The sequence below is a fragment of the Pseudomonas brassicacearum subsp. neoaurantiaca genome (assembly GCF_013608025.1).
Lineage (GTDB): Bacteria > Pseudomonadota > Gammaproteobacteria > Pseudomonadales > Pseudomonadaceae > Aquipseudomonas.
On sequence record NZ_VDLV01000055.1, the window covers coordinates 24,884 to 48,366 of the forward strand.

Genomic DNA, 23,483 nt, shown 5'->3' on the forward strand with positions numbered 1-23,483 from the left:
GCGCGGGCTGTTGGCGCGGAACTGGCCGCCATACAGCGTCAGGCCGTTGATCTCGGTGGAGGTTACCTGGCCACCACGGAAGGTTTGCGGCAGGGAACGGCCGTCGTCGGAGCGGAGGATCGGCAGCACCGGCATCCATTCGCCGACTTTCAGTTCAGTCTTGGAAACCTTGGCTTTCAAGGCCACACCTAAACGACCGAAGTCGTCGGCCGGGCGGCCGTCGTCGTGCACCGGCAGCAATTGGGTGCCCGCCGTGCCGCGACCGCCGTCGAGCTTGATCGAGTAGGTCCCCAGCACGTCCACGCCGAAACCGACCACGCCCTGGGTGAAACCGGACTTGGCATCGAGGATGAAACTCTGGGTCCATTCTTCGGCTTTGCCTTGGGTGGCTCTGTCGTTGACGAAGTTGCGGTTGAAGTAGGCGTTGCGCAGGTTCAGCGTGGCCTTGGCATCATCGACAAAACCTTCGGCACTGGCCGTCAACGGCATGAATGCCGCCAGGCTGGTGCAGCCGAGCAGGGTCAATACAGGTGTGGAACGGAGAAGGGTACGGCGGCTGGAACGGGTATTGGACGGAAAACGGGCACGTGTGCTCACTCTGGCGCTCCTACTTTTTGTTGTTTTTATTTGTCATACGTCGTCGTACAACATGGCGCAGATTATTTGGTGGTCGCTGTCCGTTGTCAACTGGCCATTATCGGAAATATCCAAGCCGGGGGTGCTTCAAAATGAGGTGTATCAATGGTTGACGGTGGACGGAATCCAGATTGAGGCCCGTTGCGCCGCGAAATTCGCATGTTGGCAAGGGCAAGGGTTCGGTCCAGGTTGTGCGATGACTGGTCTAAGACATTAGTCGAATGGATGGGGTGGAAAGTCCGAGCCGTCATTCTGTGGCGAGGGGATAAATCCCCTCGCCACGACCGTGCCTGCTTCTTAGGTTGCAGGAATAAGGGGCAGGGCTCGTTGGTGTTATCGACAGTAGGTGAATGCTAGTCTTGGCCAACGCTGTCGTCAGGGAGCCCTCATGGGCAATCACAAGATCGAGATTCGTCGCAGTAACGTCGAAAAAATTCTGTTGGCCGCCGAGAAGGTCTTCGCCGAAAAGGGCTTCGGCAGTACCACCATGGCCGACATCGCCGCTGAAGCACAACTGCCGCGTTCCAATCTGCACTATTACTTCAGTACCAAAAATGAGTTGTACAGCGCCGTGTTGTTCGACCTGTTGGACGTCTGGAAGCAGGACGCCTTGTGCTTCGAGATGTTCGACGACCCACGCGTCGTGCTCAGCAGTTATATCCGCGCCAAGATGAACCACTCCCGCAGCCGGCCCCATGGCTCGAAGATCTGGGCCAACGAAGTGATCCACGGTGCGCCGACCCTGGGGCAAGCGCTGGATGCGAGCCTCTACGACTGGGCCAAGATGAAGGAAGCGAAGATCCGCCAGTGGGTGGAAGACAAACGCATCCTGCCGGTGGAGCCGTCCAGCCTGCTCTACATGATCTGGGCTTCGACACAGCACTACGCCGACTTCGACCATCAGATCAACATCCTCAACGATCACCAGCCGCTGTCCGACATGCAATTCGAACGGGCGGTGCAGACGGTCACCAGCGTGATCTTGCGGGGGATAGGGTTGCAGCCTTGAGGTCTTTGCCGTTGACTGTGATGCAGGGTCAACCTCAACCACGGAGGCTCTCGAAATGGACCTGGCCGAGCAATACCGCAACTACATCGCCTGCCTGAACGCACGTTGCTGGCAGGACCTGGGCAACTTCGTCGACGACAACGTGCAGTACAACGGCAAATCGGTGGGGCTGGCAGGCTACCGGGCGATGCTGGAAAACGATGTGAGCACCATCGCCGACTTGCGTTTCAATATCGACCTGCTGGTCGTCGAACCGCCGAATGTGGCGAGTCGGTTGCTGTTCGATTGCTCGCCGCGTGGACGATTCCTGGAACTGGAAACCCACGGCCGGCGGATTCGATTTTCCGAGAACGTGTTTTATACCTTCGAAGGCGGAAAAATCGTTCGGGTGTGGTCGGTGATCGACAAGGCTGCGGTGGAGGCTGCGCTGCAACGCGAAGGCCCTTGCGAGGAGTAACGCGGTTCACTTGGGGTCGCCTAAACACCTGTGGCGAGGGAGCTTGCTCCCGCTCGGCTGCGAAGCGGCCGTAAAACCGATGAATGCGGTGTATCTGAAGCTCCGCATCCGGCAGTTTTGGGGGCGCTTCGCGACCCAGCGGGAGCAAGCTCCCTCGCCACGGGGTATCGTTTTTCCTAAGTGAACAGCATTTATTCCGAAGAAGGGCCTTGAGCTTCTACAGCGATAACGTCCGCTATCGAGCTCTTATTCCTTGAGGAACGTCAGCAGGTCCTGGTTAAGGCGATCCTTGTGCGTCTCGGTCAGGCCGTGCGGCGCGCCAGGGTAGACGATCAGTCGAGCACCCTTGATCAGGGCTGCCGAGGCCCGGCCCGCGGCGTCAATGGGCACGATCTGGTCGTCGTCGCCGTGAATCACCAGCGTCGGCACGTCGAACTTCTTCAAGTCGCCGCGGAAGTCTGTCGCCGAGAACGCCGCGATCGAGTCATAGGTGTTCTTGGCGCCGCCTTGCATGCCTTGCGCCCAGAACGACTGGATCGAACCTTGGGACGGCTTGGCGCCCTTGCGGTTGTAGCCGTAGAACGGGCCGGAGGCGATGTCCAGGTACAGTTGCGAACGGTTCTCCTGGGAGGCTTTGCGCAATCCGTCGAACACCGCGATCGGCAAGCCGCCAGGGTTGGTGTCGGTCTTGAGCATCAGTGGCGGGACCGAGGACACCAGCACGGCTTTCTTGACGCGGCTGGTGCCGTGGCGACCGATATAGCGAGCCACTTCGCCGCCTCCGGTCGAGAAGCCGACCAAGGTCACGTCCTTCAGGTCCAGCGCCTCGATCACCGCTGCCAGGTCGTCGGCGTAGTGATCCATGTCGTTGCCTTCCCACGGCTGGCTGGAACGGCCATGACCGCGACGGTCGTGGGCGATGACGCGATAGCCCTTGGAGGCGAGGAACATCATTTGCCCTTCCCAGCTATCGGAGTCCAGCGGCCAGCCGTGGCTGAAGGTGACGACCTGGCCGTTGCGCGGGCCCCAATCCTTGTAATAGAGCTGCACGCCATCCTTCGTGGTGATGTAGCTGGCGGACTGCACAACGCTGCCGACCGCGGAGGCGCTGGCGCCGGCCTGGACGGGGGTGGCCGCTTCTGCGCCGAGGGTGGCCAAGGCCAGGGTGGCGATAGCGAGGGTGCGGTTGAATGTGTTCATCGTTTCTCTCTCCATAAGGGACGGTTTGATCTGCCGGGATCGTCGTCGATCGCGTTGGTGGGCAGATTAGAGAGGGCGAAGCGCAACGAGAACGGCGCTGGCATCGATAGCAACTATAGGGATATCAGATACCTGCGTTTTTGATCGTGGCGAGGGAGCTTGCCCGGTCGGCCCTGTAGGCGCTGGCGAAGCCTCGGGCCGCGTTCGGACGATCTTTTGATGTTGATCTTTCGCTTGAGCAATCAACCAAACGAAGGCATCGGCCCCAGCGAGTGGAGAATCCAAGTGACTGCGGCGATGGCGATGAGCACCGCCGCCAGCAAGCCGATAAACAGCCATTTGACGACTTTCAGCCACTTCGATGGCCCGGCGCTCGGGGCGAAGGTTTCGATCGCGTGACTCATGGCCTCGGCGCAAAATGTGCACTCGCCGTTGTCAGCCAGAATAAGGGTTCCGCAGTGATCACAATTCTTCATGTTATGCCTAGGCCGGAAGACGCTTGTTCGACGGCGAACCGTCGCCGCACCTGATGCTCAGTATTTATAGACGATGCCCAGCCTGCCCATGATTTCCATGGCATTGACCAGGCCCAAGCCGTTCATGGGCAGACAGGCAAACGCCTGGTACTCATCGAAGTGGGTGCCGATGGCCAGCAACTTCAAATCGTGGGCTTCCAATCGTGCGTTGAAATACTGCAGCAACGCCCGTTCCCAATCGTTGGCGCGGTTGACCGCAGCGACGGTTTTGCTGTCAGGGGTGGGGATTTCGATGCCCAGTTCCCGGAGCGGGGCGAGGGCGTTGATGGCGTGGACGCCTGACAGCGACCACTCCTTCCACTCGAACTCAGCCAAGCGATGGGCCTCGGCCAGTGCCGATCGCAGTTGCGTCCACGCCCAGTCCCACTGGCCATTGGCGGCGGGCATGTTGTCGATCAGCGCTTGGGCATGCGTCTCGTCGAACAGGCAATCGAACAGGTCCGCCAGCGTGTCGGCCGGATCCGGTCCAGGCCCTTGCTCCAGGGAGCCCAAGTCATGGCTCAAACGCTGCCAAAGACTGGCCAGTTCCGTCCAGTCGTCTTCATCCATGTCGGCATCGATCACCTGCGCCTTATGGCCGCGGTGGTAATTGTCCAGCCGCGTCTTGTGAACCAGGACAGCTCCCTCGACGACGCTGACTCCATAGCTGCTGTGGTCCAGGTAGTTGGTCTGGAAAACGATGCGGTCAGCAAAGATGTCATGCACGAGGCTTTCCTCGGCATCGAAATAAGCCGCGCCCTCGAGCGTGCCGTGAGCAGTGGTGATGCGTTGCAGCGACAGGGGATCGATGGGGATCAAGGAATCAACTCTCGGAGGAAGCGACCACGTCAGGGTTGGCTTCAGCCGCCAGTTTCAAACGGTCGGCTTTGCTGATGTACCTGTCCTTGCTCTTGGGCGCCAGTTTGGCGCTGGCCTTCTTTGCGTTGGCCTTGAGCAGCTGGTTTATCTTTTTACGGCGATTCATGTTTTTACCCGAATGAAGAGTGACGGCTGTCTGTTTTGAAAGGCACCGTGATCAATCTGTATTCTAAACATTATGGCTCTTCAGGAAACGCTGTTCATGATCCGCATTCGGCAGCAGGCACGTGTCGTATTTGCCGAAAAGCCGATAACGATTCAGCGCGATGCGGTCGTAGGCCCAGTCCCGCAGCGGACGAGGGACGAGGCGCAGCCAAGTCAACGGCTGCCAGCGAGCGGGCAACTGTGACACGACCTCGAAGAAGGCATCCGAGCGTTCCCAATAATGCCGGTCGCGAATCACCGCCATTGTGTCGAATTGATCCACCGGCAAACCCGCCCACGCCAGCAGGGCCTGGCCTTCAGGCGACTGCACCGCCGCCAGTCGAACCCGTCGCTGCCGATCATGGCGTATCAGGAACTTCGCCCAGCCATTGCAGAGCTTGCAGACGCCGTCGAACAAAACCACCGTTTCGCCTGGCTTGAGCAGCGGCGCGGGGGAAGGTCGGGTTTTTGAGGCTGGCATGCGGGTGGTCCTGGGATTTGGATAGGTTGGGATCATACCGACTGGAACCAGGTACTGCTGTGTTACGTTCTGTATCATTGTCTGATGGTATTCGGCATACCTGAATGTCGCGCCGTTTCCCCGCATCGCTCTAAGCTGCCGCTTCCAATCCATTCAATCCATTTGGCCGATTTATTGCAGTCTTCAAAATAGCGATTCCCTTGAGACTCACCCCAATGATCCGGCCCTCGTCACGATTTGATAACGCCCCTGGTCGCCACCTGTTCAGTGCAGGTGGTTCGGCTCGCGCGTTGCCGAGTGGCGCCATGAAGGTCTTTCTTCGTCGGTCCGTTTCACCATCTCCCGTTGTCCTCCAACGACTCCCGGCCTGCGTTGCCGCCAAGCAGAACGGTTTCTGGCAGATAGTCAGCTAACCCTTTTCCGAGCGTTTGACGCGTCCTGCGCCATGCCTGCTCCAGCAGGCGTGCCGCCTGTCTTTATCCGCTGAGCCGTTGGCAAGCCGTTGTTGCGCTTGCCGGGGAAGCTGCACCCGGAAGAACGTTGATGAACACTGAAACTGCAATTTTGCTGGTCGATCTGCAAAAAGAAGATCAATTTGCGCTCGCGCGATTCGAGCAAGTGATCAAGAACGCCGCATCGGTCATCGATGCCGCTCGTAGCCTGAACATTCCGTTGTTCTACACGCGACATATCAATGATGCCCATGGCTGCGACTTGATGTTGGGTGAGCCGGTCGATGGATTGGGCCGGCCTACCACTTATCTGGCCGGGACCGCTGCTGTCGAGATTCTCGATGAGCTTGCGCCCCGGGCCGGCGATGTCGTGATCGACAAGCATCGCTACAGCGCTTTCCACGGCACTCGGCTGGCCCAGATGCTGGGCCGCAGGGGCATCAAGCGTTTGGTGGTGATGGGCGTGCTGACCGATGTGTGCGTCATGACCAGCGTGTTCGATGCGTATCAGCGCGATTTTCAAGTCACCGTCGTGGCCGACGCCTGCACCGCGACCACCACGGCCGCGCACTACTCGGCATTGATGATTCTTTCCAACTGGATCTACGGGCTGGAGATTTTCTCTGCGCAGCAGTTGCTGCGACGTTGGTGGAACCAGCCAGCGGTCTCGCTCCACACCGCGACGCCCGACCATCTCGCCTTCCTGCCAGAAGCGTTCGTAGAGGCCATCGAGCATCTCGAAAGCCGTCTCGTCAACGAACGCTAATCGGAGAGAACAATCATGAAAGTTGAAAACAGAAGCATTGATTTCATCCCCGAAGACGAACGTTATGGCGAGCCTCGCTCATTGTTCTTCGTCTGGTTTGGCGCCAACGCCAACATCACCACGGTGGCCGCCGGCGTATTGCCGATCAGCCTGGGCCTCAACCTGTTCTGGAGCGTGCTCTCAATCCTTGTCGGCTCCATGATCGGCGCGATCTTCATGGCTTCGCATTCCGCCCAAGGGCCGCGACTGGGCATCCCGCAGATGATTCAGAGTCGGGCGCAATTCGGGGTGTTTGGCGCCATTGTCCCGCTGCTGTTCGTGATGCTGATCTACCTGGGCTTTTTCGTCAGCAACACGCTGTTGGCGGCCCAGGCCGTCGCGACGGCAAGCCCATTCAGCAACGAAGTGAACATCGTCCTGCTCGGCGTGGTGTGCTTCCTGGTGGCCTTGGTCGGCTACCGGTTCATCCATCGCTTCCAGAAGATCCTTTCGCTGGTGTCCATCGCGGTCTTCGGTTTCGCCACTGTTCTGTCCCTTGCGTTGCCCATCGAACCCGGACAGTGGACACCGCAAGGGTTCAGCCTGGTGAGTTTCCTGGCCTCAGTGAGCATTTCGGTGACTTGGCAATTGTCCTACGCGCCGTACGTTGCCGATTACTCGCGTTATCTACCGACCCGCACGTCCACTCGCCAGGTGTTCTGGTACAGCTACTTGGGGACGGTTATCGGCGGCAGTTGGATGATGGTGCTGGGCGCGATGCTGGCCAAGGGCGTGGCCGGGTTCTCGGATAACGTTGGCTTGAACCTGGTCGGGCTCGTGGGCGGAGGGACGCTGTTGATGTTCGGTTTCGTGCTGTACGGGCAGGTTGCGATCAACGTGTTCAACCTGTACGGCGCGTTCATGTCCACCGTGACGGTGGTCGAGCCCTATGCGCAACTCAAGGTCACGCCGCTTGTACGCGCGGGGTTCATGTTGATCATCTGCGCCGCCGCGACCGGTTTGTGCACCCTGGCCCAGAATGACTTTTTGCAGTTCTTCCTGAACTTCATCTTCTTCATGAGCTACTTCCTGATTCCCTGGACGGCTATCAACCTGGTGGACTACTACGCCTTGCGAAAAGGTGTCTATCGGATCGCGGATATCTTCGACGCGGACGGTATTTATGGTCGAGTGAACTGGATCGCGGTCAGTGTATTCCTGATCACCATCGTGCTTGAAATCCCGTTCATGAGTACTTCGTTGTACACCGGTCCCGTTGCCAGTGCCTTGCAAGGAATCGATCTTGCCTGGGTCGTCGGCTTGCTGATTCCAGCCGGTGCCTATTACGGGTTGATGAGCCGCTATAGAGGTTCCATGACGGCGGCCGTCGAGAGTTGACGGCGAGCGATGATGCCTTGGGTTTTCAACGCAGTGATTGCCCAAGGCAGCATCAACGCACGCGACTGCGGCTCTGCACCGACAAATCCAAGGCTTTCTGCATGTCCAACCGTGCCGAGCGGCCCACGTCCTTGTCGTTGAGCTGGTAGTTGCGCTCCGATGGCAGGATGGGCGCGGTGAGGTCTTCGCCGTCCATGCGTTCGAAATCGTGATTGTCGCCGATGGTCATGGCGCTGCGCCGCAGGAGCATGCGCAGCTGCTCGGGTTGAAGTTGCGGATTGATCGACAGCATCGCCGCCAGCAGGCCCGTGACCATCGGCGTGGCGTAGGACGTGCCGCAATGCACCGCACCGTCCTCGTCGGTGTTGACCGTCGAGGCGTGGGTGCACGCGGCGGCGGTGATGTCGACGCGCATGTCGATGTTCGAGGAGCTGCGCTTGACCGCGTAGCCGGGGTCGTCGACGGCGATCCCGGCGCGTTCGTTGCGCTGGTGCCCGCCGACCACCAGCAGTTGCTCGGTGATGAACGAGGAGGGCAGGCGGTATTCATCGGTGCCCGAAAAGGACGAGCCGTTGCCGGCGGAGTTCACCACGATCACGTCGGGATGTTCCTTGCGCAGCCACAGGAAAAATTCCTCTAGCAATTCTTCGTAGCCGCCCATGGCGATGCCCGAGCGCAGCAGCGAATCCACCTCATCGCCTTTCACATCCTTCGCCCCCACGCGGTGAATGCCCCAGCTCCAGTTGAGCACGCGCACGCCGTCCTCGACGAGGTTCACCGAAGCGGCGATGTTGGCGGTGATCCCGGCATCGGAGTTGCGTTCGACGATCACCTCGAAGCCACCGCTGGCCTTCTCCAGCCCCCGGAGAAAACCGCTGTTGCCGCCATCGTTCCAGCGCGCCGCGAGGATCCCGGCCACTGTCGTGCCGTGGTTGTCCGGCTTGTCCGCATCGCGGGCGTACACGCAGGTGCGCGGCACCGAGCAGGGACCCAGGTAATCGGCGAAATCCGCCGTGTCGAAATCCACATCGCGCTCGATCAGGCCGATGCGTACCGGTTGCGGTCGGATCGGCACCTGCTGTCCGGGGATGCGCCGCTGGTAGTAATGCACCGCGTCGAGAAAGCGATTCGCCGCCCACTCATCGGAGTCCTGGGCCGGTTTTTTCGGCTCGTCAGGCTGGACTGGCGCTTGCTCGGCTTCTTCGGCCCCGGATTCCTCGATCACCACCGCATCGACGCTGGTCTCGCTGCCCAAGCGCAGCACCAACGCGTCGCGCTGGACCAGATCCTTGGCCGGCAGGCGCAGTTGGTAGACGTTCAGCGGCGCAATGCTGCCGACCACCTTCGCGCCATACTTGCCGGCAAGCCGCTCGGCCTCCTGGCGGCCGTCGTGACTTTCCTCGATCAGCACGCTGACCAGATCCACATAGGTGGTCAGGCCGTCCATGTTCTTTGCCACCTCATTCGGCCCGGCGGCGAGCACGTGGCTGTTGCCCATGGTCAGCCAAACGGCATTGCTCATGCGGGGGCCGTCGGCCAGCCAGAGCGGACCGCTGTGGTAATCGGCGCTGTCCAGGCGCAGGCGCAGCTTCTGTCCCTCACGCTGAATGCTGTCCGCAGGAATCGTCTTTTCACCGAGTTTCAGTTGCGGCGTTGCGTCACCCAGCCCACGCGCGGTCAGGCACCATTCCTGCTGCCGACTTTCCAGCAGGTCGCCGCAGCGCTTCAGGCCTTCCAGGCGCAACGCTTCTTGCGCCGAGGCGGTTGTGCTGGCTGCGCAGCTCAAGAATGTGGCGAGGGCGACGGATCGTAAGCGCATGGGTGGGGTTCTTTGCCGGGGTTTGCTGTTCCGACCGCTGCGTCGATGGCTTCGTTCAGGCGTGCCTGTCGAGGGTCATCGAAATGGAACAACCGAACCCGCGCCGCAATCCCATTCATAAGCTTTTGAGGAACAGGGGAGTCCCATGTCTCGTCCACCCATGATCGGAATCATCGCCTGCTCAGGCAAGATCGGCCCGCACACCGTCCAGCTCAGCAACGACAAGTATGCCCAGGCCGTCGCCACCGCGGCTGAAGCGCTGCCGGTCATCCTGCCGGTGTTCCCGAGCCTGATCGATCCTGCCCACGTCATTGCCGGCCTGGACGGGCTGCTGTTCACTGGATCACCGTCCAATATCGATCCGCATCACTACGGCGGCCCACCCAGCCCGCCGGGCACCGAGCACGACCCGGCCCGGGACAACCTGGCGCTGCCGCTCTGGCGCGCCGCCGTCGAAGCGGGCCTGCCGGTGCTCGGTATCTGCCGTGGCTTCCAGGAAATGAACGTCGCCTTCGGCGGCTCGCTCCATCAACAACTCGACGGCCCAGGCGCCGAACACGAGCCGCCGAGCAACGAGCCCGTCCAGGAACAATACGCCCGCAACCATGCCCTGACGGTGCGCCCGGGCGGGGTGTTGGCGCGGCTGGGGCTCAAGGTCGTCATCGAAGTCAACTCCGTCCACGGCCAGGGCATCGCGCGGGTGGGGCAGGGCTTGCGCGTCGAGGCCGTGGCGGAGGATGGATTGGTGGAGGGCCTTTCGGTGGAAGGTAGCCGGGCCTTTGCGTTGGGGGTGCAATGGCATCCGGAGTGGGAAGTGATGGAGAACGCGGATTATCGGGCGATTTTTCGGGCGTTTGGGCAGGCGTGTCGGGAGCGGGCGGGTTACGCCGGATTGTGACAATAGCCCGCAACTGTAATCCTGGCGGAGACGGAGGTTGTCTTGATGCTTCGCATCCGTCTTCACTAGGAACCCTCATGAACATATCGCCTCGCTTCGTCGTGCATGAATCCGAGCATTGGATCATCAATCACCGCATGGACAGTGCGCTGCCCGGATACCTGATGCTCAGCGCAAAAATGATGACGAACTCCCTCGCATCGTTACCTGCCGAGGCGCTGGCTGAGTTGGGTGTGCTGCAGGCGCGAATCCAGCAAACCATTGAAACGCGCCTGCAACCCAAGCGACTCTACATCGGCCGTTTCGGCCATGACGCGGGTCACTCCATCCACTTCCACTTCATCCCGATCTATCACTGGGTTGAAGCGCTGTTCTGGCGCGACGACAGGTACAGGTTGCTGCAAACCTTCGGCACGATCGAAAGCGATTCGCCGCAGACCGATGGCGCAGAGCTGACGCTTTTTGTATGGCGGGAGTTTTGTGAGCGCCCTGATCCGCCGACGGTACAGGGGCCATCTGTTGATTGGGTGATTGCGGTGTTGCGGGACGAGTGGGGTTGCACGCTGTAGGCTTGGCTCGGGTTTCATGACTCAGATGCTGAGCACAGAATCGCCACTCTCAAGGATCGGATTTCAACCGTCCTTCGATCGCCACGCGCAAACACCCCCAGGCGATGACACCAATCACCAGCAACTCGACGACACCGATAAGCATGTGGAATGAAAAGCTCATCGGCTGCTCCGCCCAATAAAAGGTGGTCGGGCGGGAAATGCCAATGCGCAGCCGTCCGGTAAACAGCGAGGGCACCAACGTGAGGATGCGGGTCAGTTCGAACACAGCCAGGAACGCGCCAATCAGGGCGAGCAGGGCGCGTGCGGGATTGCCTAGCTGCTCAGTCGTCTCAGCCGAAGGCGTCGGCGCCGTTGCTTTGCGCTGCCTGGCAATCTTCGCCGGGGTCGGAGCAGGCCGGTAGGCGGCCTTCGCAACGGGTGCTGGACCGACCGTTACCTCGGTGGGCATTGGTATTTGCAGGTAGTCGCTTATCTCACGCAGCCACAGGTCGGTGCGTTTACTTCCCGGTACGACCGGAACGTTGCTGCTCGTCAGGCGATGGGTGGTGCCGTCGCGCATCACCAGCCACAGTTGGGTGCTGGCTGGCTTCGCCTCCGGGTGGCGGCGAAGTTCGAAGTGTTTGACGGCGTCGATCCTGAACACCGAATGCACCCGCTCACGGCGTCCGAAAAAGTTCTGGGTGCGGCGCTTGCCTTCACCGTCGAGGCGCGACAACAGCAAGGTCTCTCGGGTGCCGGTGTAAACCAGCAGCGCCAGACCCAGGGCAGGCATCAGCAGCAGCCCGAGCACCATCAGGAGTAAGGTCAGTGGGTCCATGCCCGCTGGCGACGAGTCTGCATCGGCAATCGCTAGCACGGCGGCCACGGGAAAGATCAACGCCATCGCACTGGTCAGCAGCACGACTACGCTCTGCACTCGGTTGATCGAGTGGATGTGCAAGTCACCCCGTGCGGTGCGCTCGAATCGATATCCAATCAAATGCAGACTCCTGATAAAGCGGCGATGGAGGTTTAACGGTGTGGACCAACCGCTGATTAGAGCCAATCGGCTGGATGATTCTTTCGGCCCTACATCGCTCGATGAAAGCGGAGCGATCATTTCAAGAAACATCCTACATCGCCACTCAAATCCCCTGCGTTAGCGTCCGTCCTGGATTTTCAGGATGAGATTCGCGACTCGTGACCACACGCCCAAAAGACCTGCCCAAGGTTCGTAACCCACGTTCCGGCGAAGGGCACAACATCTCCTATCGAGACATGACCTCCAGCGAGCTGGCGGACTACGAAGCCCTCCAGCGCGGCCATGAAGCCATGCTCGCCCGACAGGCTGCCTATGAACACGAACGTTGGGCCACGGGGGAGAAAAAGCCTCTAGTCATTACCGGCTCCGTGTTCGCCAAAAGCTGCACATTACCCAACGGAATCATCGATTACAGCAACCCCAACGGCTTCGTACCGCCGGACATGCTCAAGCAGTACGGCGACGTAACGTGGCTGGGAGGCCGAAGCTCCGACGCGTCGGGCAGCGTTCCCCTCAAGCAAATCGGCTCAAGCGCAATACCCGTCACCTTCGGCAGACTCGCACTGGGAGGCTCGGCCGTGTCGACGGCGGGAGCAGCGGCCAGTGGCACGGTCGGCGCGGCACTGTTGACCGGCATCGTCGCCTTGCTCTGGCCCTCCAGCCTGGGCGACAGCGCCCTTTACAGCGAAGAGCAGCTACGCCAGCTCAAACAGGCCCGCACCCGCATGCGCCTGAGCATCGAGCAGCAGGCCGACGGCAGTATCAAGGGTTACGGCTTCTACACCGGGCAGAACCGCGGCTGGGAAATGGTCGACGTCGTCCACCTCACTCCTCGCGGCGACCAATACATCGCCGACCTGGGCGACGGCATCGAGCTGATCTGGACCCCAGCCACCAACCCCTCCGATACCCTCGGCATCCCAGCATTGGAAGCCGCGCCCCAAACCCCGCACATCTGGATCTACCCACCGACGCCGGTGGCGGACAGCATCATCGTCAACCCGATCTATCCGCCGGAGTACAAGGATTTCATTTTGGTGTTTCCGGCGGATTCGGGGGTTCGGCCGGTTTATGTGGTTGCCTCCGTCAGAAGGCAGCTCAATCCCGATCTTGATTATTATCCAGCACCAGACACTGAAGAAATTACCGGTTTTCGAGACCTGAAATCGGCGAAGAAGAAAACCCCGAAACAGGGAGGGGCTGGACTTAGAGAACGCTGGGTTGATCCTAAAGGGAGAACTATTTATGAGTGGGACTCTAGGCATGGAGAGTTGGAGTTGTATCGTGCAAGCGATGGAAGCCACTTAGGTGCATTCAGCCATGAGACAGGGCTTAAAGTAGGGCCGATCCGAAAAAATCGTAACATCAAAAAATATCTGTGAGGGTTCGATGGGTTTGAAAATCAGATTGGATTGGTATGACAAGAGAACCGAGTTGGGTGAAGGAAAGGAGTATTCGAGGGATATGGGAGACGATATGTCATCAATTACCGCGCTGGGGTTGGGAAGCGAGCCAAGGATATACGACGGAGGTTTTGATGTGCTCGAAGAATGGATCCCGCTTCTTCAACCCCTCTTCAAACACTCAATCGCTCCTGAGCAGTTTGATTACCAGATCTCATTTCGTTACCGAGCAACTTGGTAGCAGCGGGGCAATGGAAGTGGAATGCCTTATTTCTCAATAACGGGCTTTTATCCCGACGACAAAAATGACGACTCATTGCAGTTTGAAATGTACATAAAAAATGCTGAGCAGAATGAGGTGCTCGCCCAGATAACTGAAGGCAAGTCCTTTGGCGAAGTCAGCCCAGGAGAGCTGGAAATAACAAGCGAGAAGCTAAGGGAAGTAGGTCGGGTGCTGGGTATGGCGTTCCCGGCGGGGCTGGAGTACTACATCGGAACTTGTGTCGATGCCTGAGAAAAAGCCAGAAAGGAATCGTATGGGCCTCAAATTGCGACTCGAGTGGTATAGCAAACGAACAGAATCTTTCGAGGGGGAGGAGTATTCAGAGGATCTGGGTGACGACGGCGCTGTTGTCGAGGCTTTAGGTCTTCCCTTCGAGAATAATATTAATAACGGAGGCTTTAATGTCGTCTTGGAATGGGTGGCGATCTTGCAACCCCATTTTCAACACTCAATTGATTGGGGCGGCTATGACTATCAGATAGCATTCGATTATCGAGACAGCTGGTGACCACTGGGCGAGGTTTTTCAAGGGCGCTTCCAGGCAATAGGCGCTTAAATAATTCTCGCCAGCCCACCGCAAAAAGCGCGGTCCTGAAACAGGTCCGAACTGTTTCAGGACCGGACAAAATCCGCCCTTAATTAAAAACTGTACTTCGCCGTCAACATCATATTCCGCGGATTACCATACGCATCCCCCCCATAACTCGCAGAGTTGGCGATAGTCGAATAATAACGACGGTCAAAGATGTTGTTGGCGTTGACCTGCAAGTCCAGGTTCTGGTTGACCCTGTACCCGGCCATCAGATCCGTAACGGCATAGCTGCCCTGTTCGAGGCGGTACTTGCTGCCGTTGGCCAGCGGAATGTCGTTGTACATCCGGCTCTGCCAGGAGACGTTGCCGCCGACACGCAGTTTTTCCAGCGGGCCCTGGAAATGATAGTTGGTGGTCAGCTTGAAGAGATGCTCCGGCGTGTCAGTGTCGAACTGCTTGTTTACGTTCTGTGGGTTGGCGGCGTCCTTGATGGTGTGGGTTCGTGCGTAGGTATAACCACCGCCGACCTGCCAGTTTTCGGTCAATGCGCCTTGCAATTCAAAGTCGATCCCCTGGCTGCGAATCTCGCCGGAGGCCTCGTTGCAGGTTGCCTGCGGGCAGTTGGGCACGACCACCGCCACGGCGCGGTTTTCCTGGTCGATCCGGAACAGCGCAACGCTCGCATTCAGCGCGCCATCAAAGTACTCGCCCTTGATTCCGACTTCATAATTCTTGCCTACGATCGGCTTGACCGGGGACCCAGACGTATCCTTTTCCACCTGTGGCGTGAAGATATCGCTGTAGCTGACGTAGACGGAATGATGGTCGTCCAGATCGTAGATCAAGCCGGCGTAACGGGTGAGGTTACGGGTGACTTTGTAATCGCCTTCGCCATCACGGTTATCGTAGTCGTACCAGTCCAGGCGTCCGCCGAGGATCAACTTCAACGGGTCGGCCAGGCTCAGGCGCGTGGTGAGGTAGACACCGTCCTGGGTGGTCACGTCGCGCTGGTTGTTCGTATGGACGAAGTTCGGTTTCCCTGCGTTGATCGGCCAGTTGGTGTCGTATGGGTTGTAGCTGTGGGTGGTGTCGTCGTAGATGCGCTTGCTCGCGCCCACAACCAGTTCATGGGTGCGTCCAAATACCTCGAAGGGGCCGCTGGCAAAGGCGTCAACGCCGGCCTGGTTTTCGTCATGAGCAGCCTGGTAAACCGTGCGGGCCAGCGTGTTGTTGACCCAGCGCGATTGGTAAGAGCCGGAGAAAAGGGCGTTCTGTTCTGAGTAGTTTGCGTTGAGTTGGAGGTTCCAGTCATTGGCCAAGCGATGACGCACTTCGGCGAACACCGTGTTGATCTCCTGGTCTTTGTTCTCCCAATCCGTTCCCGGGTTGTAAGAGCGTGGCAGGTCCAGGTGATGCCCATCCTGGCCGATCATCGAGGAACCCCAGAAGTAATTGGTCTTGTCCTTCTGATGGGAAAAACCCAGGGTCAAGGTGGTGTCCTCGCTCAGGTCTGCTTCGGTGACTGCATAGAACAGGCCGTGGTTTTCTTCGACATCATTGATGAAGCTGTTGGCGTCGCGATAAGAGGTCACGACCCGACCGCGCAGCGTGCCACTGTCATTCAATGGGCTGGACGCATCGAGCTCGCCACCGTAGTTATCCCAGCTGCCGGCGGTACCGGTCAGGGTGACTTTCTGTTCAGCCAGTGGGCGCTTGCGGACCATGTTGATCGCGGCTGACGGGTTGCCTGCACCGGTCACCAGACCTGTGGCACCGCGCACGATCTCGACCCGATCAAACATCGCCAGGTTGGGCTGGGCGCCGACCGAAACACCGTTGTAGCCAGTGGGAATGCCGTCATACATCAGGTTATCGATTTCGAACCCGCGCGCCTTGTATGTCTGCCGGCCAGGCCCGCTGGAAAAGTCCAGGAACAACCCGGGCGTTGCCTTGACCACGTCGTTGATGCTGGTCATCGCCTGGTCATCCATGCGCTGGCGCGTGATGACCGTAACGGCTTGTGGGGTTTCACGCATCGTCAGCGGCAGCTTGGTCGCCGTCGACATCGTGCCGGTTGTGTAGGATTCGGTGCCTTCTGTTGTGCTCCATAGTTGGTTGGTCGTGACTTCGGTCGCGCCCAGTTCCAGCGTGGCCGGTGGGGTGTTCTGGGCGGCGGCGCTGTTGTCGTCGGCGTAGGCGGGGGCTAGCGAGGCCATGCAGATCGCCATGGCCAGAAGGTCACGGGCAGGGTTGAAATAACGCGGGGTGGTGGTGCAAGTCGACATGAGTCGGTCCTGAGATGCTAATGATTGTGATAACGATTAGCGTTTAAGTGTCTCAGGATTTTTCTGAACGATAAAGCCTACATTGGCTGGAATTGCCGACGTAGAGCGGTACACGCTGCGAGTGCTCTATCATGAGCAGACGTTCATGCTCCGTATTTTTCAACCAACTCCCCCGGAACCGTATACATGAGAGATCTGCCGCCAACCGCCACGTTGCGGGCCTTTGAAGTCGCCACCCGGCACCCGACGTTCACGGCGGCTGCGGATGAATTGCACGTCACGCAAAGCGCGGTCAGTCACCAGCTCAAACATCTCGAGGCGCTGTGGGGGTTGCAGTTGTTCGAGCGTGGCAAGTCATTGAGCCTGACGGCGGCGGGGGCTGCGCTGGCGCCCATCGTGCGGGAGTTTTTCATGAGCCTGGAGGCGACCTTGAGCGATTTGCGCGAGCAGAAAGGCCGGGTCCGACTCAGCGTCAGCACCACGTATTCCTTCGCGCTGAAGTGGCTGCTGCCACGCTTGCCACTGCTCTCTCGCCAACATCCCGAGTTGTTGGTCTCGCTGGACACCACGGACAAGGTCATCCACTTCTCCAACGGCCAGGCCGACGTCGCGATCCGGCTCGGCAAGGGCATCTATCCTGGCCTGTATTCGGAGTTCCTGTTTGGCGAGCAGGTGTTTCCCGTAGCCAGTCCTGATCTTTTGCAGCGCTTCGGCACGCCGCGTAGCCCGGCCGATTTGTTGCATTTCCCGTTACTGACCCGGGATGGCGCCGAGCTGGTGCCAAAGTGGGAGGCCTGGTTCCAACAGGTCGGGCTGGCGTTTTTGCCGCTCAAGGAAAGCGTGCGGTTTGGCGACACCAACATGACGGTAGAAGCCGCGCTGCTCGGCCAAGGCGTCGCGTTGGTGCGCAGCGGGCATGTTGAAAACGAAATCAGCGATGGCCGTCTGGTGCGGCTGTTCGATGTGCCGTTCCCATCGCCGCTTGCTTACTATTTCGTGTGCCCCAAGGGCATTGAATCGCAGCCGCATATCGTCAGCTTTCGCCAATGGCTGACCAGCGAAGCGCTGGAAGTCCAACGAACCTACGGATAGGGCATGAAGATCTATTCATGGCGCGATGAGGAGACTTCGCTGTAGTCCAGGCGATGGGCTCCCTAGAATGGCGACCATGCCTATCCATATCGTCTTCCTGGTTCTTTTCGCCGCGCTCCTGCATGCCAGTTGGAATGCATTGCTGCGTGGCGGTGCCGATCGTCTATGGTCGATGACGGTGATGTGCATCGCCATCGCCGTCACCTGCGTCATCGCCGCAGTGTTCATGGTGCCGCCAGCGGTTGAAAGTTGGGGCTATGCGCTGCTTTCGGCGTTGCTGCATGTCGGCTACAACCTGTTCCTGGTGCGCAGCTACCGGGTCGGCGACCTGGGGCAGATCTACCCGATTTCCCGTGGATCGTCTCCGGCGCTGATCACCCTGGGGGCCGCTATTTTTGCAGGCGAGACAATCACCCCCGGCGAGATGCTGGGGATTGCCCTGGTATCAGGCGGAATAATCTCGCTGGCCTTCAGGGGCCGCAGCCTGTCAGTCCCCAGCTTGCCCTACGCGCTGGGAACCGGCTGCTTCATCGCGGCCTACAGCGTCGTCGACGGCATCGGTGCCCGGCTCTCCGGCGCTCCGCTTTCCTACACGGTCTGGATGTGCGCCTTGTGGGGCGCGCTGATGCCGGCGGTGTACATCGGCCTGCGCGACGCCCGCAGCTTGTTTTCGCTGCGCCCCGGAACATTGTCCGCGCTGGTCGGCGGACTGGTCTCGCTGCTGGCCTATGGAATCGTCATTTACGCCATGAGCGAAGCGCCACTGGGCGCGGTATCGGCACTGCGGGAAACCAGCGTGCTGTTCGCATTGCTGATTGGCTACGCATTCCTTGGCGAGACACTCACCGCCCGCCGGATCCTGGCGTGCGCAGTGATCGCCAGCGGCACCTTCATCATTGGCTAGGAGGTATTTCATGGATAACGTCTCGTCGGCACCGCTGATCCTGATAACCGGTGGAAGTCGCGGGGTGGGCGCCGCCACCGCCCGGCTCGCCGCCGCAAAAGGTTACGACGTCGCGATCAGCTACGTCGCCAATGAGCCTGCGGCGCTGGCCGTGGTGGCGGATGTGCAGGCGATGGGACGCCAGGCGTTGGCCGTGCGGGCCGACAGCGCGGACCCCAGGCAGGTCGATGAACTGTTCAAGGCCATCGACCGGGCGTTCGGGCGGATCGATGTGCTGGTCAACAATGCCGGGGTGCTGTCCACCCAGTCACGCCTGGAGGACCTCGGCTTCGAACGCATGCAGCGCATCTTCGCGGTCAACTCCATCGGTCCGATCCTCTGCGCCCAGCAAGCGGTGAGGCGCATGGCCTACCGGCACAACGGCCAGGGCGGCGTGGTGATCAACATCTCTTCTGCATCGGCACGCCTGGGCAGCCCCCATGAATACGTCGACTACGCCGCGTCGAAAGGCGCCCTGGAGACGTTCACCATCGGGTTCGCCAAAGAGGTCGCCCGCGAAGGCATCCGCGTCAACTGCATTCGCCCCGGGCACATCTACACCGACATGCACGCCAGCGGCGGCGAGCCGGGGCGGGTCGATCGGGTCAAGGACTCGATCCCCATGGGCCGGGGCGGCCAGCCGGAGGAGGTGGCGCGGGCCATTCTGTGGCTGGCGAGCGCGGAGGCGTCGTTCGTGACCGGGACCTTTCTCGATGTGACCGGGGGGAAATGAGCCGCCGCTCCGCGATCGCGGGCGAACCCGCAATCCGAGGAGCGGCATTACCGGGGGTTAGGGCTTGAGCACCACCTTCACGCAGCCGTCCTTCTTGTCCCGGAAGGTGTTGTACATATCCGGTCCGTCTTCAAGGCTCACGGTGTGGGTGATGACAAAGCTTGGGTCGATCTGCCCTTCCTGGATGCGTCGGAGCAAGTCATCCGTCCAGCGGTTCACGTGGGTCTGCCCCATCTTGAAAGTCAGGCCCTTGTTCATCGCAGCGCCGAACGGAATCTTGTCGATCAAGCCGCCATACACTCCGGGAATGGACAGGGTCCCGGCGGGACGGCACACGTACATCATTTCCCGCAGCACGTGGGGGCGGTCGGATTCCAGCATCACCGCTTGCTTGACCCGATCGTAGATGGAGTCGAACGAACGGGTCGCGTGGGACTCCATGCCCACCGCGTCGATGCACTTCTCAGGCCCCTTGCCAGCCGTCAACTCGGCCAGGCGGTCCAGCACGCTTTCCTCATCAAAGTTGATGGTAATGGCGCCGCCGGCCTTCGCCATCGCCAGGCGCTCGGGCACGTTGTCGATGCACACCACTTGCCGGGCCCCGAGGATCACCGCGCTGCGCACCGTGAACTGGCCGACCGGGCCGGCGCCCCAGATGGCCACGGTGTCGGTGGGCTGGATATCGCATTGCACGGCGGCCTGCCAGCCAGTAGGGAAGATGTCCCCAAGAAACAACACTTGCTCATCGGTAAGCCCCTCGGGAATCACCACCGGCGTGAAGTCCGCATAAGGCACGCGCACGTACTCCGCTTGCCCGCCGGGATAGCCGCCGGTGAGATGGGTATACCCAAACAAACCCGCCGTCGTGTGGCCGAAGGCCTTGTCGGCCAGATCCTTGTTGCGGTTGCTGCGCTCGCAAACAGAAAAGTTACCCCGGCGGCATTGATCGCATTCACCACAACAAATCGTAAAGGGCACCACGACGCGATCGCCGATCTTCAACTTCTTGTTGGCCGAGCCCACTTCCACGACTTCACCCATGAACTCATGGCCCATGATGTCGCCATGCTTCATGCCAGGCATGAAGCCGTCATACAGGTGCAGGTCCGAGCCGCAAATGGCGCACGAAGTGACCTTGATAATCGCGTCTCGCGGGTCTTCTATCGTGGGGTCGGGGAGATGGTCATCGCAGCGGATGTCTTTCTTTCCATGCCAGCGTAGCGCTTTCACTTGGGTATACCTCCTAGGTGGGGACGGTACGGTCGCTACGATCAGGCTCGTTGCGGACCTACTGACATTTTCGGTTGGAGGAGGGGGCGAGTAGTTCAAAGTGATGGCGGGGGGAGTGGGGGGAGGCGATGGACGGTTGGGGGGAGTTATCGCCATTGCTGCCCAATACGTTGCCGGCCGGGCAGCGGCATTCCCAAAAACTATTGCCGCCAGAGCGGTTGCGGCCGGAATTGATCCTGGAGGAAGCGCAAAAACTTGAGCGTTCTCGCGGGCAACCCTTCGCGTTGGTGGGTTAGCGCAACAATATTGGCCTCTGGCAGTTTCCAACCAGGCAGTAGTCGTATCAACGTCCCCTCCGCCAGAGCGTCGGCAACATCCCATTCAGAGCGCAGGATGATGCCGTTCCCTTCGCAAGCCCATTGCCGAATAACACTTCCATCGTTACAGCTCAACGCTGGGCGGATTCGCACATTGTGTGTTTTACCCGCACGGGTGAAATGCCAGAGCGTGACGTCTTCGTTGTTTTCCCGCAATGCAATGCACGGCAGGGTAGCCAACTGGTCGGGGTGTTCCGGCAGGCCGTGCTGTTCAATAAAGTCGGGTGACGCGCATACGTAGCGACGATTGGGTGCAATGGAATGGCCTACCAAGTTGGAGGTGCGCAGTTCCCCAATATGGATAACGACATCAAATCGGTCTGTCGCTTCAACCATAGGCTGTTCGGACAGACTCAATTGAATCTCTACGTCTGGATGCAGGTGCTGGAAAGCTGCCACCGCGGGGGCCACGTGCAGTCGTCCAAACCCGAACGGTGCATTGATTTTCAACTTGCCGACGAAGCCGCTGCGCCGCTCTTGCAAATCAGCCAACAGGGAATCGAACTGCTCGACCAGCTCAGCCCCACGCTGGCATAGGAACTCGCCCTCATCGGTAAAGCGCAGTTGCCGGGCTGACCGATCCAGCAATCGAATCGACAGTTTTTTCTCCATTTGCTGGAGGCGTTGGGTCACCGCCGAAGGCGTCAGGCCCAGCTTGCGTGACGCAGCCAACAAACTCTCGCTTTCCCGGATGACCAAGAGAAAACGGATATCAAATGTCTCGTTCATTAAGAATCACTGAATATTAGAATTAGAATTATTAAATTTTAATCTGAAACTGGAGGCTTAGAATAGCGCCATTCCAGGAGACCACACATGTCAGCATTCACTCATATCGAAACCCCCGCTTTATTGCTGGACCGCGATCGACTCGATGCCAACATCCAACGGATGCGCAATAAGCTGGCCGCATTCAACGTGGTATTGCGGCCACATGTGAAGACCAACAAATCGTTGGAAGTCACCGAGCGATTGTTCGCAGGCGGGCGCGGGCCTATCACTGTTTCAACCTTGAGGGAGGCAGATTTCTTTTTCGAGGCCGGGTTTACCGACATCTTGTATGGCGTTGGCATTGCGCCTAATAAGTTCGCTCATGCCGCTTCATTGATCGGCAAAGGCGCACAGCTCAAGTTGGTACTCGACAATCTGGACACCGCCAGGTTACTGGCCGAATTCGCCAAAACGTCGGGTCATGTCTTTGAAGTTCTGCTGGAAATCGATTGCGACGGTCACCGTTCCGGCCTCGACCCGCAGTCACCGATGCTGGTGGAAATTGCACAGTTGTTGAGCGCCAATGGCGTCAGGGTCAGCGGCCTGATGACACACGCCGGCAAGTCCTACGACAGCCAGTCGATTACTGAAATCGAAGCGAGCGCCCGGCGGGAACGCACGGCGATTATCGAGGCCAGCCAAATGCTGTCGAGTGCTGGCTTCAATCTGTCGATCATCAGCGTCGGCTCGACACCCACGGCACTTTTTACTGAGGATTTATCCGGGGTGACAGAAGTACGTGCGGGTGTGTTCGCCTTCTTCGATCTGGTCATGGCGGGCTTGGGCGTTTGTCAGTTGCAAGATATTGCCGTCTCGGTTCTGACCACTGTCATCGGTCATCAAATCGAGAAAGGCTGGATCATTATGGATGCGGGATGGATGGCGCTTTCTCGTGATCGTGGTACCGCTAAACAAGCGGTCGATCAGGGCTATGGCATCGTGTGTGACGCCGCGGGCCTGCCCATTGGCGATCTGATCGTCAGCGCCACCAATCAGGAGCACGGAATCATTTCATCGCGGGCCGGGAAGCTTGAAGCCTCGAACTTGCTGCCCTTGGGCACGCTGCTGCGGATCCTGCCGAATCACGCCTGTGCCACCTCGGCGCAGCACGCGGGTTATCACGTCCTCAGCGAGGGGCGCAGTGTGGGTTATTGGCCACGCATCGCGGGATGGTAATCAACTCATTCAACAGAACACAAACTTTGATCGATCAAGGGGGGCAAATGAAATTGGTCACTGCAGAGCAACTGCCTGTACCCGGTGGACATTACTCACACGGTGTCATGGCAGGAAAACTTCTATTTATTTCCGGCCAGTTGCCGTTTCCGCCTGATGCACAAGAATTCCCCGATGGAATAGAAGCCCAGGTTATTCAGGCAATGGCAAATGTAGAAGCGGTGCTTCAGGCAGCGGGTGCTTCGCTTAGTCATTTGGTCAGCGTGCAGATATACATTGTTGATGTTGCTGACTGGTCGGTCGTGAATCTCGCGTATTCAACGCTAATGGGGTCGCACCGTCCCGCAAGAGTGATCATTCCATGTGGGCCACTCCATTACGGGGCTTTGGTCGAAATTTCAGCAGTGGCTGAACTTTAAATACTTTCAAGAA

General features: G+C 59.3%; 26 protein-coding genes. 15 read left to right on the plus strand and 11 right to left on the minus strand.

Annotation, left to right across the window (positions count from 1 at the left end; translation table 11 throughout):
- On the minus strand, window positions 1-489 hold a 489-nt coding region (locus FHK92_RS27940; RefSeq protein WP_375154631.1), incomplete at its 3' end, for an OprD family outer membrane porin.
- A gap of 535 nt (window positions 490-1,024) precedes the next feature.
- Here FHK92_RS27940 and FHK92_RS24120 point away from each other — a divergent pair.
- Window positions 1,025-1,645: a TetR/AcrR family transcriptional regulator gene (locus tag FHK92_RS24120; RefSeq protein WP_181290326.1), complete on the plus strand. Its 621-nt coding sequence runs from the start codon at window positions 1,025-1,027 to the stop codon at window positions 1,643-1,645.
- A 55-nt stretch (window positions 1,646-1,700) separates the two neighbouring features.
- The gene (locus tag FHK92_RS24125; RefSeq protein ID WP_181290327.1) at window positions 1,701-2,102 is read left to right on the plus strand and encodes an ester cyclase; all 402 of its coding nucleotides are present in this window, start codon (window positions 1,701-1,703) and stop codon (window positions 2,100-2,102) included.
- Window positions 2,103-2,348: 246 nt separating this feature from the next.
- On the opposite strand, the gene FHK92_RS24130 is transcribed toward FHK92_RS24125, so the two are convergent.
- From FHK92_RS24130 to FHK92_RS24150, 5 genes are all read right to left on the minus strand, one after another.
- Window positions 2,349-3,302, minus strand: coding sequence for an alpha/beta fold hydrolase (locus FHK92_RS24130; protein ID WP_181290328.1), 954 nt, complete (start codon window positions 3,300-3,302; stop codon window positions 2,349-2,351).
- 242 nt (window positions 3,303-3,544) lie between these two features.
- Entirely contained in the window at window positions 3,545-3,706 is a 162-nt protein-coding gene (locus tag FHK92_RS24135) for a hypothetical protein (protein ID WP_181290329.1), read from the minus strand.
- 129 nt (window positions 3,707-3,835) lie between these two features.
- Window positions 3,836-4,636 (minus strand): DUF6630 family protein, encoded by an 801-nt coding sequence (locus FHK92_RS24140; RefSeq protein ID WP_181290330.1) that lies wholly within the window; start codon window positions 4,634-4,636, stop codon window positions 3,836-3,838.
- Between the two features lie 4 nt (window positions 4,637-4,640).
- A complete protein-coding gene (locus FHK92_RS24145; RefSeq protein ID WP_181290331.1) occupies window positions 4,641-4,802 on the minus strand; it encodes a DUF2986 domain-containing protein in 162 nt (53 codons plus the stop codon).
- Window positions 4,803-4,865: 63 nt separating this feature from the next.
- Window positions 4,866-5,321, minus strand: a complete 456-nt coding sequence (locus tag FHK92_RS24150) for a thiol-disulfide oxidoreductase DCC family protein (RefSeq protein WP_181290332.1) — start codon at window positions 5,319-5,321, stop codon at window positions 4,866-4,868.
- A gap of 543 nt (window positions 5,322-5,864) precedes the next feature.
- Between FHK92_RS24150 and FHK92_RS24155 the strand changes: the two genes are divergently transcribed.
- Window positions 5,865-6,539 carry an isochorismatase family cysteine hydrolase gene (locus FHK92_RS24155; protein WP_181290333.1) on the plus strand — a complete coding sequence of 225 codons (675 nt, stop codon included), beginning with the start codon at window positions 5,865-5,867 and terminating at the stop codon, window positions 6,537-6,539.
- Between the two features lie 15 nt (window positions 6,540-6,554).
- Window positions 6,555-7,916 carry a purine-cytosine permease family protein gene (locus FHK92_RS24160; protein ID WP_181290334.1) on the plus strand — a complete coding sequence of 454 codons (1,362 nt, stop codon included), beginning with the start codon at window positions 6,555-6,557 and terminating at the stop codon, window positions 7,914-7,916.
- Window positions 7,917-7,968: 52 nt separating this feature from the next.
- Here the strand turns inward: FHK92_RS24160 and FHK92_RS24165 are convergent, their stop codons facing one another.
- A complete protein-coding gene (locus FHK92_RS24165) occupies window positions 7,969-9,735 on the minus strand; it encodes a S8/S53 family peptidase (RefSeq protein ID WP_181290335.1) in 1,767 nt (588 codons plus the stop codon).
- Between the two features lie 145 nt (window positions 9,736-9,880).
- Here FHK92_RS24165 and FHK92_RS24170 point away from each other — a divergent pair, with 145 nt between their 5' ends.
- Together FHK92_RS24170 and FHK92_RS24175 are read left to right on the plus strand one after the other, a co-directional pair.
- Entirely contained in the window at window positions 9,881-10,633 is a 753-nt protein-coding gene (locus FHK92_RS24170; protein ID WP_181290336.1) for a gamma-glutamyl-gamma-aminobutyrate hydrolase family protein, read from the plus strand.
- A gap of 77 nt (window positions 10,634-10,710) precedes the next feature.
- Window positions 10,711-11,202, plus strand: coding sequence for an HIT family protein (locus FHK92_RS24175; RefSeq protein ID WP_181290337.1), 492 nt, complete (start codon window positions 10,711-10,713; stop codon window positions 11,200-11,202).
- 49 nt (window positions 11,203-11,251) lie between these two features.
- Here FHK92_RS24175 and FHK92_RS24180 read toward each other — a convergent pair whose 3' ends face one another.
- On the minus strand, window positions 11,252-12,316 hold the full coding sequence (locus FHK92_RS24180) for a hypothetical protein (protein WP_258232736.1): 1,065 nt from the start codon (window positions 12,314-12,316) through the stop codon (window positions 11,252-11,254).
- Window positions 12,317-12,384: 68 nt separating this feature from the next.
- Between FHK92_RS24180 and FHK92_RS24185 the strand changes: the two genes are divergently transcribed.
- Genes FHK92_RS24185 through FHK92_RS24200 form a run of 4 tightly spaced genes read left to right on the plus strand, consistent with a single transcriptional unit; the run spans window position 12,385 to window position 14,420 of the window.
- Window positions 12,385-13,608: an S-type pyocin domain-containing protein gene (locus FHK92_RS24185; protein WP_181290338.1), complete on the plus strand. Its 1,224-nt coding sequence runs from the start codon at window positions 12,385-12,387 to the stop codon at window positions 13,606-13,608.
- Window positions 13,609-13,615: 7 nt separating this feature from the next.
- On the plus strand, window positions 13,616-13,870 hold the full coding sequence (locus tag FHK92_RS24190) for a colicin E3-like toxin immunity protein (protein WP_181290339.1): 255 nt from the start codon (window positions 13,616-13,618) through the stop codon (window positions 13,868-13,870).
- A gap of 21 nt (window positions 13,871-13,891) precedes the next feature.
- Window positions 13,892-14,143, plus strand: coding sequence for a pyocin S6 family toxin immunity protein (locus FHK92_RS24195; protein ID WP_181290340.1), 252 nt, complete (start codon window positions 13,892-13,894; stop codon window positions 14,141-14,143).
- The gene (locus FHK92_RS24200) at window positions 14,136-14,420 is read left to right on the plus strand and encodes a colicin E3-like toxin immunity protein (protein ID WP_375154628.1); all 285 of its coding nucleotides are present in this window, start codon (window positions 14,136-14,138) and stop codon (window positions 14,418-14,420) included. Before FHK92_RS24195 ends, FHK92_RS24200 begins: the two co-directional genes overlap by 8 nt.
- Window positions 14,421-14,551: 131 nt before the next feature.
- On the opposite strand, the gene FHK92_RS24205 is transcribed toward FHK92_RS24200, so the two are convergent.
- Window positions 14,552-16,729: a TonB-dependent siderophore receptor gene (locus FHK92_RS24205; protein WP_181290341.1), complete on the minus strand. Its 2,178-nt coding sequence runs from the start codon at window positions 16,727-16,729 to the stop codon at window positions 14,552-14,554.
- Window positions 16,730-16,915: 186 nt separating this feature from the next.
- On the opposite strand from FHK92_RS24205, the gene gcvA reads away from it, so the two are divergent.
- From gcvA to FHK92_RS24220, 3 genes are all read left to right on the plus strand, one after another.
- Window positions 16,916-17,821 (plus strand): transcriptional regulator GcvA, encoded by a 906-nt coding sequence (gene gcvA / locus FHK92_RS24210; RefSeq protein ID WP_181290342.1) that lies wholly within the window; start codon window positions 16,916-16,918, stop codon window positions 17,819-17,821.
- Between the two features lie 76 nt (window positions 17,822-17,897).
- On the plus strand, window positions 17,898-18,725 hold the full coding sequence (locus FHK92_RS24215; protein WP_181290343.1) for a DMT family transporter: 828 nt from the start codon (window positions 17,898-17,900) through the stop codon (window positions 18,723-18,725).
- Window positions 18,726-18,735: 10 nt separating this feature from the next.
- Window positions 18,736-19,497 carry an SDR family oxidoreductase gene (locus FHK92_RS24220; protein ID WP_181290344.1) on the plus strand — a complete coding sequence of 254 codons (762 nt, stop codon included), beginning with the start codon at window positions 18,736-18,738 and terminating at the stop codon, window positions 19,495-19,497.
- Between the two features lie 57 nt (window positions 19,498-19,554).
- Here the strand turns inward: FHK92_RS24220 and FHK92_RS24225 are convergent, their stop codons facing one another.
- Window positions 19,555-20,727: a zinc-dependent alcohol dehydrogenase gene (locus tag FHK92_RS24225; protein WP_181290345.1), complete on the minus strand. Its 1,173-nt coding sequence runs from the start codon at window positions 20,725-20,727 to the stop codon at window positions 19,555-19,557.
- Window positions 20,728-20,927: 200 nt separating this feature from the next.
- Complete coding sequence (locus tag FHK92_RS24230) at window positions 20,928-21,833, minus strand: LysR family transcriptional regulator (protein ID WP_181290346.1); 906 nt, start codon at window positions 21,831-21,833, stop codon at window positions 20,928-20,930.
- 87 nt (window positions 21,834-21,920) lie between these two features.
- Here FHK92_RS24230 and FHK92_RS24235 point away from each other — a divergent pair, with 87 nt between their 5' ends.
- Together FHK92_RS24235 and FHK92_RS24240 are read left to right on the plus strand one after the other, a co-directional pair.
- On the plus strand, window positions 21,921-23,051 hold the full coding sequence (locus FHK92_RS24235; protein WP_181290347.1) for an alanine racemase: 1,131 nt from the start codon (window positions 21,921-21,923) through the stop codon (window positions 23,049-23,051).
- Window positions 23,052-23,098: 47 nt separating this feature from the next.
- Entirely contained in the window at window positions 23,099-23,470 is a 372-nt protein-coding gene (locus tag FHK92_RS24240) for a RidA family protein (RefSeq protein WP_181290348.1), read from the plus strand.
- The last annotated feature ends 13 nt before the right edge of the window (window positions 23,471-23,483 follow it).